Annotated in this window: 13 protein-coding genes and 2 rRNA genes; 6 read left to right on the forward strand and 9 right to left on the reverse strand. The window is 49.2% G+C overall.

Going from position 1 to position 14,706, the window contains the following annotated elements:
• Positions 1 to 606: 606 nt before the first annotated feature.
• A complete protein-coding gene (gene rpiB / locus Afil_RS09370) occupies positions 607 to 1,059 on the reverse strand; it encodes a ribose 5-phosphate isomerase B (protein WP_230268297.1) in 453 nt (150 codons plus the stop codon).
• A 516-nt stretch (positions 1,060 to 1,575) separates the two neighbouring features.
• Here rpiB and Afil_RS09375 point away from each other — a divergent pair.
• From Afil_RS09375 to gdhA, 4 genes are all read left to right on the forward strand, one after another.
• A complete protein-coding gene (locus Afil_RS09375) occupies positions 1,576 to 2,337 on the forward strand; it encodes an ABC transporter ATP-binding protein (protein WP_230268298.1) in 762 nt (253 codons plus the stop codon).
• Complete coding sequence (locus tag Afil_RS09380) at positions 2,337 to 4,364, forward strand: ABC transporter permease (RefSeq protein WP_230268299.1); 2,028 nt, start codon at positions 2,337 to 2,339, stop codon at positions 4,362 to 4,364. The genes Afil_RS09375 and Afil_RS09380 overlap by 1 nt, the downstream gene beginning before the upstream one ends.
• Entirely contained in the window at positions 4,357 to 4,530 is a 174-nt protein-coding gene (locus Afil_RS09385) for a hypothetical protein (protein WP_230268300.1), read from the forward strand. The genes Afil_RS09380 and Afil_RS09385 overlap by 8 nt, the downstream gene beginning before the upstream one ends.
• Positions 4,531 to 5,105: 575 nt before the next feature.
• The gene (gene gdhA / locus Afil_RS09390) at positions 5,106 to 6,437 is read left to right on the forward strand and encodes an NADP-specific glutamate dehydrogenase (RefSeq protein ID WP_230268301.1); all 1,332 of its coding nucleotides are present in this window, start codon (positions 5,106 to 5,108) and stop codon (positions 6,435 to 6,437) included.
• A 310-nt stretch (positions 6,438 to 6,747) separates the two neighbouring features.
• Here gdhA and Afil_RS09395 read toward each other — a convergent pair whose 3' ends face one another.
• From Afil_RS09395 to Afil_RS09410, 4 genes are all read right to left on the reverse strand, one after another.
• On the reverse strand, positions 6,748 to 7,089 hold the full coding sequence (locus tag Afil_RS09395) for a hypothetical protein (RefSeq protein ID WP_230268302.1): 342 nt from the start codon (positions 7,087 to 7,089) through the stop codon (positions 6,748 to 6,750).
• A 324-nt stretch (positions 7,090 to 7,413) separates the two neighbouring features.
• A complete protein-coding gene (locus Afil_RS09400; RefSeq protein ID WP_230268303.1) occupies positions 7,414 to 8,094 on the reverse strand; it encodes an HAD family hydrolase in 681 nt (226 codons plus the stop codon).
• A gap of 1 nt (position 8,095) precedes the next feature.
• On the reverse strand, positions 8,096 to 8,272 hold the full coding sequence (locus Afil_RS09405) for a hypothetical protein (RefSeq protein WP_230268304.1): 177 nt from the start codon (positions 8,270 to 8,272) through the stop codon (positions 8,096 to 8,098).
• Between the two features lie 70 nt (positions 8,273 to 8,342).
• The gene (locus Afil_RS09410; protein WP_230268305.1) at positions 8,343 to 9,809 is read right to left on the reverse strand and encodes a radical SAM/SPASM domain-containing protein; all 1,467 of its coding nucleotides are present in this window, start codon (positions 9,807 to 9,809) and stop codon (positions 8,343 to 8,345) included.
• 410 nt (positions 9,810 to 10,219) lie between these two features.
• Here Afil_RS09410 and fdxA point away from each other — a divergent pair, with 410 nt between their 5' ends.
• The gene (gene fdxA, locus Afil_RS09415) at positions 10,220 to 10,396 is read left to right on the forward strand and encodes a 4Fe-4S ferredoxin (RefSeq protein ID WP_230268306.1); all 177 of its coding nucleotides are present in this window, start codon (positions 10,220 to 10,222) and stop codon (positions 10,394 to 10,396) included.
• A gap of 195 nt (positions 10,397 to 10,591) precedes the next feature.
• On the opposite strand, the gene Afil_RS09420 is transcribed toward fdxA, so the two are convergent.
• Together Afil_RS09420 and Afil_RS11410 are read right to left on the reverse strand one after the other, a co-directional pair.
• Positions 10,592 to 11,512 (reverse strand): PHP domain-containing protein, encoded by a 921-nt coding sequence (locus Afil_RS09420; protein WP_230268307.1) that lies wholly within the window; start codon positions 11,510 to 11,512, stop codon positions 10,592 to 10,594.
• Positions 11,513 to 11,924: 412 nt separating this feature from the next.
• A complete protein-coding gene (locus Afil_RS11410) occupies positions 11,925 to 13,529 on the reverse strand; it encodes a transglutaminase domain-containing protein (protein ID WP_353887484.1) in 1,605 nt (534 codons plus the stop codon).
• 299 nt (positions 13,530 to 13,828) lie between these two features.
• Here Afil_RS11410 and Afil_RS09435 point away from each other — a divergent pair, with 299 nt between their 5' ends.
• A complete protein-coding gene (locus tag Afil_RS09435; RefSeq protein WP_230268308.1) occupies positions 13,829 to 14,296 on the forward strand; it encodes a helix-turn-helix transcriptional regulator in 468 nt (155 codons plus the stop codon).
• A gap of 96 nt (positions 14,297 to 14,392) precedes the next feature.
• Here the strand turns inward: Afil_RS09435 and rrf are convergent.
• Together rrf and Afil_RS09440 are read right to left on the reverse strand one after the other, a co-directional pair.
• A 5S ribosomal RNA gene (gene rrf, locus Afil_RS11535) occupies positions 14,393 to 14,500 on the reverse strand.
• Positions 14,501 to 14,611: 111 nt separating this feature from the next.
• Positions 14,612 to 14,706 (reverse strand): 23S ribosomal RNA (locus Afil_RS09440); the annotation flags it as partial.

Here is a 14,706-nt window from a genome sequence, read left to right on the forward strand (position 1 = left end):
ATGCGTTTAATGTTTCGTGAATAAATGATTGTTCGAGTACTTTTTGTGATTTTAAGAATCGACGTTGTGTATTTCGAATTTCTTGATCTGTCTGTAAAGTTTTCAAAGAGCCATCTGTTTGTGAGAAACTCGATGTCTCTCACAAGGCTTGTTTATCATATCATCGTCAAACATCTCTGTCAACATGTTTTGTGAAATATTTTATTTATTTCACTTAATGCATTTTCGTTGATATTTAAAGGGATATGCAGTGCTGGGAAAATATATTTTCACAGTGCTCCGTTATCTTATCATCGCTTTGAAAAGAAAGCAAGCATAAGATTTTCGGCTCATCGAGCGCACAGAGGCTCCAGGCGGCTGCTTATCGCTTCGTTTCTTCTTTTTCTGCTCCAGATACGTTTCCGGCTGAGCAGGCGGAAAACAGTGAAAACAGCGATGTCGTTTTTAGAAATAGAAAAGCGCTGTCTGCAGCGGATTCGTTCCGCCCGGACAGCGCTGTTTTGACTTTGATGAAGAGACTCAGACCGGCTGTGCACCCGTGCCTTTCTCTGCTTCCTTTTCTTTATTATCGGGTCTTTTATCGGATCTTCGTTTTCTTTATTTCTTTTATTCCTTTGCCGATCCGTCGAGTACAGCCAGTTTGTGAATGCGGCGGATATGGTTGGCTCCGTTGGAGAACGGTGTGGTCATGAAGGTGTTGACGATATCTTTTGCGGTTTCCATTCCTGTTGTACGTGCACCCATGCTCATCATGTTGGCGTCGTTATGTTCACGGATCAGTCTGGCGTCCGTCACGTCCTTGCAGCGTCCGCAGCGAATGCCCGGGACTTTGTTTGCGGCGATTTCAATTCCTACACCGGTACCGCACATCACGATGCCGCGATCGGCTTCCCCGTTTACGACCGCTCTGGCGCATTTGGCTCCATAGTCTGGATAGTCAACGCTGTCGTTTGTATCGGTTCCCAGATTGATGACTTCGCAGCCTTCGTCTTCCAGCATCTTCATGATTTCGTTTTTCATGGCCACTGCGGCATGATCGTTCGCAAGTGCGATTTTCATATTCAGTTCCTCCTACTAAATCTTTCGATATTCCTGTCTTCTATTTTGTCACAAATCCAGTTCTTTTCGACAATCTGGACTCACTCTCTGCCAAATCGGGGATCCCGCGTTTCTGTTTGGAAAATCCAAACGGTTTGTCACTCCGTTCTCCGCCGTTTTGCCCGGCATCATCTTTCAAGTCCTCAAAGGAGACAAACCCGTCTTTCCTCGCGTCGGATTTTTGTTTCTCGCGGCTGTTCTTAAGCGGATTTGATCGCCTGTGCCGTCGATCCCGTTCATTTTCTCTTTATCTAAAGCGAATTACGGTTGCCCCTCCTGAATTCTATTGCCGGATGGGTGAACTTCCCGGATTCTTTTTATTTTATAGCCCTTCCCGATCGTGTCTCGATCACGGGATTTTCTCACTGCCTTTTTTTAGATGAGTTTTCCGTGTCATGCCCGTAAGGAAAGGGTAAGAAGGATCGATAGGACAAATAGGATTCTTTTTCTATCCTTGAAGGCAAGGAGGACGAAATCATGTCTGTACTGGAAGTTGCTAATCTTCAGAAAGTTTATAAATCCCGCTTCTCCTCGGTCGTTGTAGAAGCGCTCAGCGATGTTACCTTCTCGGTGGAAGCCGGGGAATATGTCGCCATCATGGGGGAGAGCGGATCGGGCAAATCCACTCTGCTCAATATTCTGGCGGTTCTCGATCAGCCGACGCGCGGCTCCGTCAAAATTAACGGCCGGGAAGCTTCCTCGATTCCCGCCCGGGAACTCAGTCTTTTTCGACGCAATCATCTTGGGTTCCTGTTTCAGGATTACTCCCTGCTCGACACGTTTACCCTCAAGGACAACATTCTGCTCCCGCTCGTTTTAAACAAGGCACGTTATTCCGAAATGGAAGCCCATCTCAAGCCGCTGGCCAGACAGCTTGGCCTGACGCCTTTGCTGAAAAAGTACCCATACGAAGTATCCGGCGGTCAGAAGCAGCGCGCTGCAGCAGCCAGAGCGCTGATTACCGAACCGGAACTGATGCTGGCCGATGAACCGACGGGCGCCCTGGATTCCCGCAGTTCGCAGGAACTGCTCGAGCTATTTGAAACGCTCAACAAGCAGGGCCAGACCATTGTCATGGTTACCCATTCCGTCATGGCGGCCAGCTACGCGAGCCGCATTCTGTTCATTCGCGACGGAAAGATTTTTCATCAGCTGATCCGCGGATCCCAGAGCCGGGAACAGTTTTACGAGAAGATCACTAATACGCTGACGGTGATGTCTTCCAGGGAGAACGCCTGATGCATCGCTTCCTTTACTGGTCTCTGGCGTGGCAGTCGATTCAGAAAAGCCGCCGGATTACCGTTCCGTTCATCGCGGGCAGTTCGCTGATGGTCATGATGCTTTACTCGCTGCTTTCCCTCAGCGTCTCTTCGGTCTTTGGTGGAACGTTTGGCGAAACGACTATGCTCACGACCCTGAATCTGGGCGTTCACGTCGTTGAGTTCTTTACCGTTCTCATCTTTCTATATATCAACAGCGTCTGGATGAAAAACCGGGCACAGGAAAACGGTCTGTATTCCATTCTGGGGATGGAAAAGCGCCATCTCATGCGCATCATCTTTTACGAACTGCTGATCAGCTATGCCAGTTCGCTGGTCATCGGCATTCTGCTGGGCATCGTTCTGGATAAGATTCTCCTTCTGGTTCTGGGACTGATGCTTCCCCTGAACATTCCAAAGGGATTTTCTCTGACCTGGTCTGCCGTCTGGGGAACCGCGCTCTGGATCGGGGTGTGCTATCTGATTCTTCTTGCGGTTACGCTTTTCTCCTTGCTTCGCCACAATCCGCTCGAAGAGATGAAAACTAAATCGACTTCGGAAAAGCCGGTAAAAAGCCGCTGGATTCTTGCGGTGCTTGGCGTATGCAGTCTGGGGTCAGGCTACTGGATGGCGGTAACGATCGAAGATCCCGTACAGGCTCTCTTCCTGTTTTTCGCCGCTGTCGTCTGCGTCATTATCGGCACGTATCTTCTGTTTATTTTCGGCTCGACGGTAATCCTCAACAGCCTGCAGAAAAACAAGTCGTTTTATTATCAGCCTAGCCATTTCATTTCCATTTCCACAATGAAGTATCGCCTGAAAGCCAATGCAGCGTCTCTGGCGAGTCTGGCCATTCTTTCCACGATGGTTCTCGTTACCCTCTCTACTGTCATCACACTCTTTGCGGGGATGAATTCGGCGCTTGATGCCAAGTATTCCGGAACGGCCATGCTCAATATGGATCTGAACATTCCGTACGCAAGCCGCGTCCCTTCTCGGGATTCTCTCGAACTGCAGGCGATCACGATGCATGCAGCGGCGAAAGCCGGCCTGCATCCGCAAAATCCAGTGACGTATCAGGAAGCCTTTGCTTCTTATCACGATGAACAGAACAAACTGGTCACAGCCGAAATTATCGATCTCGCCGATTTGAACCGGCTAAGCGGTCAGAATATTTCTCTGGGCGATCATCAGATTCTTGCGTTCGATTCCCGTTTTTCGAACGGTCAGAAACTGACGAACGAAGATACGAAAGAAACGTTCGAAGTCGTTCGTGCCGATTTCGCGCTGCCGGACTCGATTACGCATCGCTTTTTAAGCGACACGCAAAGCCGCTGGTTTGCGCTCGAACTGAACGCTTCGCAGGATGCTTCAATCTATCCTTCCTGGACCGTCCAGTTTGAGGACGGAATCACCCGTTCCGCCGCTTCTCCGGAATCGGTCAGCGACGATATGTTTATGGAAGCTTCGGATGCCTTCACCAACAATTTGAATCTGGATGCCTTTCTGACTGCGCATGGAACGGATCCGAATGCTGATTTGGCAGGTCTGCAGTATTCCCTGTCTTTTCGAGAAGTGGATCGCCGACAAGGACTGAGCGTTTATGCTGCCTTCCTGTTTGCGGGTCTGTATCTGAGTGCGCTCTTTACGCTGGTTGTGATTCTGATCATGTACTACAAGCAGATTTCCGAAGGATTCGACGATCAGAAGCGCTTTGCGATCATGCAGAAAGTCGGGCTGGAGCGAAAACAGATCAAGCATATGATTAACGAACAGGTTCTCGTCATGTTCTTCCTGCCGCTTGTCACCGCGATCGTTCATATGGGCTTTGCCTACACGATGCTTTCCAAAATCATCGACATTCTGAGTCCGAGCGCGATGTCGATCTACTTCTTGGCAACAGCTGGCGTCATTGCGGTGTTCGCCCTGCTCTATATCATCATTTATCGGCTGACGGCCAACGTCTATTACCGGCTGGTCGGTCTGCCGACGCAGTCCAATGCATAAGCAAAAAGGAAAAGGCGGCCGCCGCAAAAAGACAAATTCAATTTTCGTGCTTCGCTGGCTGATTCTTTTCGCTCTGCTTATTCGCATTCTCTTTTATGAACTGCCGCGAATGGCCGTACTGCTTGGGCTCAACTTCGTCAGTCATCGTCGGGCGCCAAAGCGCTGAGTTCTCATCGCAAAAAATACTGGCCGTCCTTACTGCAGGACGGCCTTCTGTTTTTCATTCTGCTTTTCTCATCTGGCATCGACCTGGTCCGCTGTATTTCCAGCGGAAGCCTGACGAATCCGATTTTCTACTCCTTTGTTCTATTCCCTTTCGCTTTGTTCGTTGCCTTCTGCTTTATGCTGTTTTGTTCTATCGGACTCTGTTGCTAAAGCTGCAGCTGGAACAGTCAGGAAGCGGTGCCGGTTTGAAAGATTTGGAGCCCAACGATGCAAATCGATCATTTTCGAACAGTTTTCGCTCTTTTGGACGATTTGATGAATTTGGCTAAATTTTCGATATAGCGTTCGTCGATCAAAAAACAAAAAGATCATTTTTTGAAGAAATCAACGTTTTTCCCGGCGCAATTTCCCGAATACAGGGTATCTTCCAGACTGCTTTTTCACTTTTGGCCAGAAAAATGGCTGTGTTTGTGTAAATTCGCAAAAATTTTTCCAAGATTCTGAAAATATTTTCACAAGTTATCTTGCATGTTTTTCAGAATGCTATAATGTCAAAGTCAATTTTTAGGAGGATTTATGGCTGATCTCAAAGCTTTATACGAAACCGTAAAAAAGAGAAATCCCAACGATCCCGAATTCCTTCAGGCTGTCGAAGAAGTCTTCGAATCCCTCCAGGTTATTCAGGACAAAAAACCTGAACTTCTCGATGACGGAGTTCTCGAACGCATGCTTGAACCGGATCGTCAGATCATGTTCCGCGTACCATGGGTAGATGACCAGGGCAAAACCCAGGTAAACCGCGGCTACCGCGTACAGTTCAACAACGCCATCGGCCCTTACAAAGGCGGTCTGCGTTTCCACCCGAGCGTAAATATTTCCATCATCAAATTCCTTGGATTTGAACAGGTCTTCAAAAACTCCCTGACTACTCTGCCCATGGGCGGCGGTAAAGGCGGAGCAGACTTCAACCCGAAAGGAAAGAGCGATGGAGAAATCATGCGTTTCTGCCAGTCGTTCATGACTGAACTTTATAAATACATCGGTCCGAACACCGACGTTCCTGCCGGCGACATTGGCGTTGGCGCACGCGAAATCGGCTACATGTTCGGCCAGTACAAGAAAATCACCAACGAATGGTCCGGCGTTCTGACTGGTAAAGGTCTGAGCTACGGCGGATCCCTCGTTCGTACCGAGGCTACCGGCTACGGCCTCTGCTACTTCACACAGGCTCTGCTCCAGAACAAGGGCATGAGCTTCGAAGGCAAAACCGTGGATATTTCCGGTTCCGGAAACGTTGCGATCTACGCTACGCAGAAAGCTCAGCAGCTTGGCGCGAAAGTCGTTACGCTCTCCGATTCCAACGGCTCGATCTACGATCCTAACGGCATCGATCTGGCCAGCGTTAAGGAAATCAAGGAAGTTCGCCGCGGACGCATTAAAGAATACTGTGAAACCCATCCCGATGCGGTTTACATGGAAGGTCAGCGTCCATGGTCTATTCCCTGCGACATTGCTCTGCCTTGCGCAACCCAGAACGAACTCGATCTCGAAGATGCGAAAGCGCTCGTTAAAAACGGTGTCTTCTGCGTATGCGAAGGCGCGAACATGCCAACCACTCCAGAAGCCATCCACTATCTGATGTCCAACGGCGTTTACTACGCTCCAGGTAAAGCATCCAACGCCGGCGGCGTTGCCTGCTCCGGTCTGGAAATGAGCCAGAACGCAGAACATCTGAGCTGGTCTGCAGAAGAAGTCGACAAAATGCTCCAGGGCATCATGGTCGGCATCTTCGAAAACTGCCGAGACACCGCTGCAGAATTCGGTCATCCTGATGAATACGTAATCGGCGCCAACATTGCCGGCTTCCTCAAAGTCTCTCAGGCAATGAAAGCCCAGGGCTGCGTATAAGCCGATAACAAGCCGTCGGAATTTCATTTTCTGCAGCACACATTCAAAATGAAAAACAGCGAAGGTCAGTCAAGGCCTTCGCTTTTCTATGCCCGAATCCGAATGAATCCGTGTTCCTCTATTTCTCAGTTTTTCATTTCTCAGCTTTTCGATTTGCCTATTTCCTGAATGGATCGCTCTGTATCCGTCACGGAGCTCGACAATGGACTCCATTTCAGTGTCTTTCTTTTCACTGCAAGAAGAATCTCCCAGACGGCTCGACTCGAATCGCTACAGAGACGTTCGGCACGACGCTGTTGCGTGAGCCGGTTTATCTCGCCTTTGCGATCGATTCTTCATTAGACGTTTTTGTCCAGCAAATCCGACCCAGACCAATGATCATAACCGCCGCGCTGCAGATATTCTCGTACGGATACGGATTATCGACGACAAAAGCCAGACAGACCAGAACGACGCCGATCAGAGCAGCGACCGCGATGGATACGGTTTTGACGGATTTTGAAGGAAGCGGACGCAGAGAAATCATTGTACAGGCCGCACCATAAAACAGGCTGGCTGCAAAGACATACTGCTTCTGTATCGCAAACATCACGACAAGAACCAGCAGCAGTACAAAAAGCAAGGTGTTCCAAAGACCAGAAGACTTTTGCATAACGACCCTCCTCACAAAGTGTTTAATGGATTCCGATCCCTTTCCGCTTAATGTTCAGGCCAGGAAAGCTGAATTGAATACGGCTGGACGTATTCCTTTTCTGGCTCAGTTATGAAGCGAATGGGTCCCTGATTCAATTGTATAGAGGAATGAACGTGTTTCGCTGTTCTTTTTATTCATTTTCATTCGTTGGCAAAAAATGCAGAGGCGAAAATCCCTCTGCATTTTCCTTTTCGAATCTGGATCGTCCAGGGCTGGTCCGAACGCAAGGATCTTCTGTTGTACGCAGGAACGCCCGGCTTTGCACTGGCTTTTCTGTTTGGTTTATCGGGTGGACCTATCTTCTTCCGGTTCTTCGCAAAGCTTCCAGAAGCGGTCCATATCTTTATAATCGGGCATTGTCCAGAGCGCACAGGCGCTCTTTTCTTCGTATTCCGGATCGTATTCTGAACAGATGGCGATACACGGATAGCCGTTTTCGCTGGCGCACTGCAGGGCGTACAGCGCATCTTCAAAAACCATGACCTCTTCCTTTGTCAGATGCATATTTCTTCTGGCCAGATCGTAAATAGCCGGATCCGTCTTGCCGATGCGCACGCTGGTGCAGTCAAACACACCATCGCACGTCGGTTCCAGTCCATAGCGGCGCAGCACCGATCGAACACACACTTCGTCGCCTGCTGTAGCAATCATGCACGGAATCTTTCGTTCTTCCAGCTCAGCCAGAAACTTAGCGGCCCCGGGAAGAAGCTCTACACTATGGGCATAAATCCAGCGCAGCCGTTCCTGAAAAAATTCCAGCATTTCCTCAACGCTTTGATCGAGCCGGTAGTGATCGATAAAAATCTGCGCGGCTTCTTTGAGCGACGCATCCTCAATCTGCTCCTGCGGAAAGTCCGGATCTTCGATTTTCAGCTCCTTCAGGCAGTCTCTGGCAAAGTTTTTCCAAATCCCCATGGAGTCCAGAATCGTTCCGTCTCCATCCAGAATCACCCCTCGAATCATCTCACGCTCCCCTTTCTGTTTTCTCCAAAGTTTTCTCTTTCTCTATGGTTTCCGTTTTTCTATTGCTTTGTGGTGCGTATTTCGTATTTCCGATTGGACGATTCCATTTTACCGAATCCGCCGAAAAAAATGGCAGTGCCCGGGCATTCGCGCCTGGCACTGCCATAACAGATTCCATGAATCAAAGTCTGCGTTTTGTTCTGCAATGGATTTTCGTATGAGATACCATTCTCCGCTTAGAAGGCAGGTTATTTTATCGAAGAACGCAAGGAATCCGGCGTATACTCGTCGATCTGGCGGTTCAGTTTTGGAACGACAGTCTGTTCATACTCCTCACGGGACATGATGTATTCATGCGTTTCCTTGTACGGAGTATGGTGAGAAATCTTCCACAGACGGTCTGCTTCCGGTTTCCAGTTTTTCGCATATTCCTCGGTCTTTTCCATCAGGTGTTCTACCGATTCCGGAGATTCCAGGTCTGTGGAATGTGCGCCGGAAGCATGAACCATTTCACCGATCGCATGCGGGTTTTCCAGCATTGGGCACGGTCTTAAATGGTTGCCGTTGAACGGCTGATGGTTTTTATACTGCATGAACATTGGCGAGCAGAGTCCTTCGAGGATGGTCTTTTCGCGAATGTTGGAATCCGAGTAGTGGATAAATACGCATGGATCCATATCGCCGTTGGCGTTGATATGGAAGTAGCGGCGTCCGCTGGCGATGCAGCCCTGGAGGTATTCACCGTCGTTCTGGAAGTCCATTGGCCAGATTTCCTTAGTCTCACGGATTTCACGAATACGGTGGTACATGTATTCACGCTGTTCAGGAGACGGCAGCAGTTCGACTGCAGCATCGTTGCCGACTGGCATGTAGTGGAAGAACCAGGCGTATTTTACGCCGCGGCTGATCATTTCATCGATGAATTCATCCGAAACAATGGACGGAATATTCTTCGATGTGTAGCAGCAGCTGATACCGATTGGCAGCTTGTGGGAATGGAGGATATCCATGGCTTTCAGAACTTTGCCATAAACGCCTTCTCCGCGACGGAAGTCGGTGGCTTCTTCGAGGCCTTCAACCGAAATAACCGGGAAGAAGTTTTTCACTTCCAGCATTTCTTCCGCGAACGCGTCATCGATCAGCGTACCGTTGGTGAAGGACATGAAGACGCAGTCGTTATGACGACGGCAGATTTCCATCAGGTCTTTCTTACGAACCAGCGGTTCACCGCCTGTATAAATATAGAAGTAAACGCCCATTTCCTTGCCCTGGCGGATGATGTCATCGATTTCATCCAGGGACAGGTTCAGCTTGTTTCCATATTCGGCTGCCCAGCATCCGGTGCAGTGCAGATTGCAGGCGCTTGTCGGGTCAAGAAGGATCGTCCAGGGGACATTGCATCCATATTCTTCACGGACTTTCTGCTGTCTTTCCCAGCCAATAAAGTTGGCGTTGATTACGAAGTTTGTGAAGGCTTTTTTGATGACGCCGGTATCCACATCTTCAAAAATATTGCACAGCAGTTTGTTCAGATTGTTGTCGGGATCGTTGACAACTTTTGTGATCGCTGCCCGGGGGCCCGGAAATGAAGTATCGTTTTTCATTACCGTGTTGATCAGAGCCATCAGACGGGGCAGGTTTTTCTGCGGATTTCCGTTAATATAGTTGACCATCGTATGAATCGATGTCTGCGTAGCTGCTTCTTTAAAACCCATATTCATCACTCCTGTTTATCTTGCATGCCCGTGCGGGTATGCCTGTTATATGCTTTTGATCTTAGTCTTTCTATTCCTCATTTCCATAGGCAAACCGGGGAAAGTGTCGTTTTGACGAAATTGTCCGCATCTGTCCGGACTAAGGATCCGAAAGCGCTTCCGACGCGCTAAAGCGATTCGGATAATGCTGTCCTAAGCGTACCATTCTTCATTTTTTTGCCTGCCGGCGATGCCCGCCCTTTCCCGATTTCGTCCTTTGAAGTTTCCTTAAACTCGACTGGTATCCCTTACATGGAATTTCCAGAGCTTTGCGACTGTATGTTAGGGCTAACTAAAACGGGGATAAAAACGTTTCTCGATCCCCGGATTTTTTCTATAATGGAGAGGACCAAACGAAAGGAGACTTTACAATGGCTGCTGTAGTTAATGATGATCTCTGCATCGGTTGCGGTGCTTGCGAAGGCGCTTGCCCTACTGGTGCTATCACCCTTCCAGACGGCAAAGCAGTAGTTGATGCTGATGTATGCATCGATTGCGGCGCTTGCGTTGGCGTTTGCCCAACTGGTGCTGTTACCCTTGGTGACTAATTAGAGTAAAATTATCGATCAAAACAAATTAGGCGGGAGCAATCCCGCCTTTTTTGTACACAAAAAGCCCTGCCGGCTTCCGTCCAGTGTTCTGGATCCATGTCCGCAGGGCTTTGCTTATTCACGTTTATCTTATGGCAATCCGCTTTGCGTCAACCAGCCAGTTCGTTTGTTATCATACTGCCTTACTGCGATCTATTTCGCGCTGTTCTTGTGCTGGCTGAGCGTTCTGGAAAAGCGTTCAAAATACGGGGTTCCGTCCCGATCCAGGTGATAGTCGCCCATGACAATATCGGGTTTCTTTTCGCCGTGGAAATCAGATCCGCATGTAATCATCAGATCGTGATTTTCCGCAAACGTGCGGTAGTAATCGATCTGTTCGGGAGAATGGTAGTTGGAATAGGCTTCAATGCCGTCCAGTCCGCTTTCGATCAGCTTCTCAAGTTCTTCATCCTTGTGATCAAACGTACGGAACGGATGGGCAAGAACGGCGATGCCGCCGGCCTGATGCACGCGATCGATGGCTTCAAAAAGATCGGGCGCATCTACACGTACATACAGATCGCTGTCCGGTGTGGCGCAGCGGTCCCAGTAGAAATTGACAGGCGCCGGGGAGCAGCGTTTGCCGCCAGGCAGGTAATCCTGAAAGTCTTCAATGTTCTGCGCTTCCGGCATTTGAAAAACGACATCCATCAGCGTAAACCATGGGTTTTTATCCCCAGCCTGGCGCAAAACTTCTTCTTCGTCGACCGTCAGATTGTATTTGCGGCAAAGTTTTTCCACGCGGGTATGAAAGGTCGTTCGGCGAATTTCGTCCTGCATGGCTTCCAGAGAATTCAGCCATGAATCTTCGGGATCTACGTTATAGCCAAGTAGATGGACGGAATATTCCCCTTTATACAGCGTCGAAACTTCGATTCCAATAATTGTATCGATTCCGGCTTTCTTCGCTTCCTTTGCAAATTCGTCTGTGTTTCTGAGCGTATCGTGATCGGTCAGTGCAATCGCGTTCATGCCGTTTTCTCTGGCGATATCGATCAGTTCCTTCGGGGTAAACTGGCCATCGCTCGATGCGTCTGAATGCATGTGAAGATCAAATCGAAATGGTTTCTGCATAGTCTGCTCTATTCCTCCTGGGCGTTCTGCCTGTTCTGTTCAGCCGCGTTTCTGTTCTGTTTTGAAACGTTTGCCTTCTGCCTTTTTGGCGAGCTGTTTAATTTGTTCAGAATTATATTAATCATTCTTTTTGCACTTCGCGCAGTTTGACCACCCCACTGGAATAAAAAACAAACCGCTCGCCGTTTTAAGCGTTTTCACTCACCAAGCATTTCGATACGGTATCCAGACGGATTGTTCAAACCTCTTCCCGGCTTTGGAAAACCGCCTTCCTTTAAAGACCGGAACAGAAAAGGCCAACGGGCAAAAAAAGCGAAGCCGCCCAGATTTTCTCAATCCAGACGATTTCGCCTGCAGAACTAAATATTTTTTTCAAAACGGATCTTCTGTCTGTGAAGATCCTTCACTCGGCTTATTCCTGAACGAAGCCTTCTTTGTACTGATATTTCGGACGTTCGGCGTTCTGCATCCAGCAGAGATTGCCATCGCCTTTCAGTGCACGTTCGAGCATCGGGTCAAAGATGTATTCGTTTCCGTCCAGCTTGATTTTTACCCAGCTGTGATCGGACCAGCCGCTCTGCGTGCGGAGTTCGCCGCTGATGACCTGTACATCGTAGCCGAGGTTTTTGGCCAGCGTGCCGAAAGTCGCCGCAAAGACGGCTGCACTTCCGGAACGATCCGTAAAGCCAAGCGTAGCCAGATGCTGGAGAGCCGTCATATCGGACGGCACATCCTTTTCCTTATCGGAAGGAATGTAGCGAATGGTGTTCCATGTCCAGTCGTAAATATCGCGCAGTTCACGTCCTGCATCGCGGTATACCGCCAGGCACTCAAGCATGAGGCTTTCGTCTGGGGTCAAGGTCAGCTTCGTACCGTCCTGGTCGTACTTGATGCCGTTGACGGTTACGCCCTTGAGCATGCGTCCTTCTTCATCAAATGTCACATAGCGCGGGTTTTCGCCGTTTTCATCCATGAGGTAATCGCCGACGGTTGCCTTTCCGGTATCGATATCAAAGAGATACGTATCGCCGCCGTATTCTTTCAGACCGTAGGACTGAAAGCCGTTTTCGTCATAGAGGTAAACGCTGTCCTCGGTTTTATACAGACCGATTACGGATTTTCCGTCGTTTTTCGGATCGAGGATCATTACCTGTCCGCCGACTTTCTGCTCGCCTTCCAGCTGTTCCATCGTCTTGTTGTCATAGACTTTGAACGTGTGGTCGGACTGTTCCACAACGGAAACCGGAGAAATAGCATACCAGCCGATATTTTCATCGTTCCAGCCCAGTTTCTGCGTCAGCATCCGGTGTTCCCGGGCATCCGTGGAATAGTTATGGTTATTCATGAACTGATTCGGGTTGTACTGACGATAAACCGGAAGAGTGTTCGGCGCGTCTTCTTCATCGGCAGAAAACCAGCCGATGCCTTCATCATTCCATCCTGCCGAAACGAGGAAATCGCGTTCGTTGGCATCCATGGTGTAATGGTGGTCCCCGTTAGGGTTGTACAGACGATAGACTTCCTTACCGCCGCTGAGCGGAGCAAGCCAGCCGATGCCTTCATCGTTCCAGCCCGCCTGGACAAGGTAGCTGAATTCGTCTTCATCAGACGTATAAAAGTGTTCGCCGCTGTTCGGGTTGTAGAGGCGGTGCATTTCCACATATTCATGATCTTCCAGGAATTTTGCGGCGCGTACCTGTTCCTGTCGGATCGCCTGCTGTTCCGTTTCATCCTTGCTGGTCAGTTTCGCCAGGTCATCCTGATACAGCTTGACTTCATAAACGGTTTTCGGATCTTTGTACCAGTCGTAAACCGTCGCATCGACTTCGTTTCCGGGTTTGTCTTCGGAATCGGTATCGGAAGAGGAATCATCTCCCTCATCCGGTGTTTCCACACTGTCCGTCGGAAGGTCTGTAAGGGAATCGGTCTGTTCCTGAGCAAACATGGATACCGTGCTCACAGGCATCATGCAGCTGGCACAGAGAACGAGAGAAAGCATACGTTTCCAGTTCTTCATATCATGGTTCCTTTCTGCACTTTCGTTTGAACAAACGAAATATGAACTTCCATATTATAACTTATGAGCGCACGCGATCCTACGAACAGCCAGCCAAATCCGTGAACCGCGACGGCGTTCTTCAAAAAACAGGGGCTTTCCTTTTGGGCGCTTCCGGGCAGCAAGAATGTTCTGGCTGTCCGGAAGAAACCGCAAATAAACCAGCTCGTTACGTTTTCGGACGCAACAGCTCTCTCTGGACGGTGGAGAGGGATCCCGGCATCTTCTATACTTTGTTCAGACAAAACAGGAGGAAAGACATGACGTTAGGCAGCAGTTTATTTCAGGCCAGAAAGAAGCAGGGCCTTTCTCAGGAAGACGTTGCGGAAAAACTGGGCGTCAGCCGCCAGACCGTATCCAAATGGGAAACGGACGAAACCGTTCCGGATCTTCGCCAGGCCAAAAAGATGGCCGCTCTCTATCATCTCAGTCTTGACGAACTCATCCAGTTCGATCTGGACAAAGAAGAAATCGAGCAGGCGATCGAACGCTCCAGCGATTCACTAACAGATAAAATCGACTGGACGAGCGTCTGGGCGAAAAAGTATCCCATTCTGGCCGAGTACTCGAATCAGGTCCACATATCGTGGTATGCCCATGAGATCAAGCGTCTGCTGGACGCACTCAAAATCGATTACGGATTTTGCGAACAGGACGCCATGCTGGTGCTGAAGGACATTCTCTATCAGGTGTGGAAGGCGCACAAACAATCCAGGCGCCGATCGTAAGCCGGATTTTTGCTTCTTCATCAAAGACCGCTTCAAACGTAGAAAAATCCCCGAACGATACCGGATTTCTCCTTTATCTTTCGGGGATTTCGTTTTGTCTGGCAGCTTCCTATCTTTGCCTTGCGGCTATTGTCGGCGTTCTGCAGCTTAACTGGCCAGGTTCGATATGTTTCTGGGTGTATCCTGCAGGCTATCGCCACCATACTTAGATTTTTTGAATGGATCTTCCAAAAACAAACATCAGTCTTCTAACATAACGATCTAACGCGATCGTTGGTTCAGCAGTGGCTTCTTGCGTATAGCTTTCTCGAATCTTAGATTAAGCTTTCGACCGATTAGTACTGGCCAACTCCACGAATCGCTTCGCTTCCATCTCCAGCCTATCGCCTTGTCGTCTTCAAGGGGTCTTA

The organism is Allobaculum fili (genome assembly GCF_020969955.1).
Taxonomy (GTDB): domain Bacteria; phylum Bacillota_I; class Bacilli_A; order Erysipelotrichales; family Erysipelotrichaceae; genus Allobaculum; species Allobaculum fili.